Raw genomic sequence first — 3,215 nt, 5'->3', positions numbered from 1 at the left:
TTGATGCCTGGCAGTTCCCTACTCTCGCATGGGGAGACCCCACACTACCATCGGCGCTACGGCGTTTCACTTCTGAGTTCGGCATGGGGTCAGGTGGGACCACCGCGCTAAAGCCGCCAGGCAAATTCTTTGTGCAAAAACGAATAACCTTCGCTTCCGCTAAATCTTTAATCCGTAAAACAAGCTGAAAATATCGGTCTCTCAGACCAAAACGCCTCTGGCGTTGTAAGGTTAAGCCTCACGGGTCATTAGTACCGGTTAGCTCAACGCATCGCTGCGCTTACACATCCGGCCTATCAACGTCGTAGTCTTCAACGTCCCTTCAGGACTCTCAAGGAGTCAGGGAGAACTCATCTCGGGGCAAGTTTCGTGCTTAGATGCTTTCAGCACTTATCTTTTCCGCACTTAGCTACCGGGCAATGCCATTGGCATGACAACCCGAACACCAGTGGTGCGTTCACTCCGGTCCTCTCGTACTAGGAGCAACCCCCCTCAATTCTCCAGCGCCCACGGCAGATAGGGACCGAACTGTCTCACGACGTTCTAAACCCAGCTCGCGTACCACTTTAAACGGCGAACAGCCGTACCCTTGGGACCTACTTCAGCCCCAGGATGTGATGAGCCGACATCGAGGTGCCAAACACCGCCGTCGATATGAACTCTTGGGCGGTATCAGCCTGTTATCCCCGGAGTACCTTTTATCCGTTGAGCGATGGCCCTTCCATTCAGAACCACCGGATCACTATGACCTGCTTTCGCACCTGCTCGAGCCGTCACTCTCGCAGTCAAGCTGGCTTATGCCATTGCACTAACCTCCTGATGTCCGACCAGGATTAGCCAACCTTCGTGCTCCTCCGTTACTCTTTGGGAGGAGACCGCCCCAGTCAAACTACCCACCAGACACTGTCCGCAGCCCGGATCACGGGCCTACGTTAGAACATCAAACATTAAAGGGTGGTATTTCAAGGTTGGCTCCACGCAGACTGGCGTCCACGCTTCAAAGCCTCCCACCTATCCTACACATCAAGGCTCAATGTTCAGTGTCAAGCTATAGTAAAGGTTCACGGGGTCTTTCCGTCTTGCCGCGGGTACACTGCATCTTCACAGCGATTTCAATTTCACTGAGTCTCGGGTGGAGACAGCCTGGCCATCATTACGCCATTCGTGCAGGTCGGAACTTACCCGACAAGGAATTTCGCTACCTTAGGACCGTTATAGTTACGGCCGCCGTTTACCGGGGCTTCGATCAAGAGCTTCTCCTTGCGGATAACCCCATCAATTAACCTTCCGGCACCGGGCAGGCGTCACACCGTATACGTCCACTTTCGTGTTTGCACAGTGCTGTGTTTTTAATAAACAGTTGCAGCCAGCTGGTATCTTCGACTGGCTTCGGCTCGGGGAGCAAGTCCCTCTACCTACGCGCCAGCGTGCCTTCTCCCGAAGTTACGGCACCATTTTGCCTAGTTCCTTCACCCGAGTTCTCTCAAGCGCCTTGGTATTCTCTACCTGACCACCTGTGTCGGTTTGGGGTACGATTTCGTGTTACCTGGAGCTTAGAGGCTTTTCCTGGAAGCAGGGCATCAGTTACTTCATCACCGTAGTGACTCGTCATCACGCCTCAGCCTTAAGACACCCCGGATTTACCAAAGATGTCAGCCTACACGCTTAAACCGGGACAACCGTCGCCCGGATAACCTAGCCTTCTCCGTCCCCCCTTCGCAGTAACACCAAGTGCAGGAATATTAACCTGCTTCCCATCGACTACGCTTTTCAGCCTCGCCTTAGGGGTCGACTCACCCTGCTCCGATTAACGTTGAACAGGAACCCTTGGTCTTCCGGCGAGCGGGCTTTTCACCCGCTTTATCGTTACTTATGTCAGCATTCGCACTTCTGATACCTCCAGCACCCCTCACAGGACACCTTCAACGGCTTACAGAACGCTCCCCTACCCAACAACGCCTAAGCGTCGCTGCCGCAGCTTCGGTGCATGGTTTAGCCCCGTTACATCTTCCGCGCAGGCCGACTCGACCAGTGAGCTATTACGCTTTCTTTAAATGATGGCTGCTTCTAAGCCAACATCCTGGCTGTCTGTGCCTTCCCACATCGTTTCCCACTTAACCATGACTTTGGGACCTTAGCTGGCGGTCTGGGTTGTTTCCCTCTTCACGACGGACGTTAGCACCCGCCGTGTGTCTCCCGTGATAACATTCTTCGGTATTCGCAGTTTGCATCGGGTTGGTAAGCCGGGATGGCCCCCTAGCCGAAACAGTGCTCTACCCCCGAAGATGAGTTCACGAGGCGCTACCTAAATAGCTTTCGGGGAGAACCAGCTATCTCCCGGTTTGATTGGCCTTTCACCCCCAGCCACAAGTCATCCGCTAATTTTTCAACATTAGTCGGTTCGGTCCTCCAGTTAGTGTTACCCAACCTTCAACCTGCCCATGGCTAGATCACCGGGTTTCGGGTCTATACCCTGCAACTTAACGCCCAGTTAAGACTCGGTTTCCCTGCGGCTCCCCTATACGGTTAACCTTGCTACAGAATATAAGTCGCTGACCCATTATACAAAAGGTACGCAGTCACCCTGATAAATCAAGGCTCCCACTGCTTGTACGTACACGGTTTCAGGTTCTGTTTCACTCCCCTCGCCGGGGTTCTTTTCGCCTTTCCCTCACGGTACTGGTTCACTATCGGTCAGTCAGGAGTATTTAGCCTTGGAGGATGGTCCCCCCATATTCAGACAGGATACCACGTGTCCCGCCCTACTCTTCGAACTCACAGTATGTGCACTTTCGTGTACGGGGCTATCACCCGGTATCGCGCGACTTTCCAGACGCTTCCACTAACGCACAAACTGATTCAGGTTCTGGGCTGTTCCCCGTTCGCTCGCCGCTACTGGGGGAATCTCGGTTGATTTCTTTTCCTCTGGGTACTTAGATGTTTCAGTTCCCCAGGTTCGCCTCGCAACACTATGTATTCATGTTGCGATGATGCACTGAGTGCACCGGGTTTCCCCATTCGGACATCGTCGGCTGTAGCGGTTCATATCACCTTACCGACGCTTTACGCAGATTAGCACGTCCTTCATCGCCTCTGACTGCCAGGGCATCCACCGTGTACGCTTAGTCGCTTAACCTCACAACCCACAGGCGTTTTGCAACGCTGCAGACTGCAAGCATTTGAGAGACTCGAACATGTTGTTATTCATTTCCTAT

General features: G+C 53.3%; 2 rRNA genes. Both read right to left on the bottom strand.

The window, feature by feature from the left end:
- Positions 1–5: 5 nt before the first annotated feature.
- Positions 6–121 (bottom strand): 5S ribosomal RNA (rrf, locus tag BM323_RS24105).
- A 106-nt stretch (positions 122–227) separates the two neighbouring features.
- A 23S ribosomal RNA gene (locus BM323_RS24100) occupies positions 228–3,136 on the bottom strand.
- Between the last annotated feature and the right edge of the window lie 79 nt (positions 3,137–3,215).

The organism is Pantoea sp. YR525 (assembly GCF_900116775.1).
GTDB lineage: Bacteria > Pseudomonadota > Gammaproteobacteria > Enterobacterales > Enterobacteriaceae > Pantoea > Pantoea symbiotica.
Note: the sequence above shows the minus strand (reverse complement) of the source record. Positions and strands in the feature narration are given on the sequence as shown.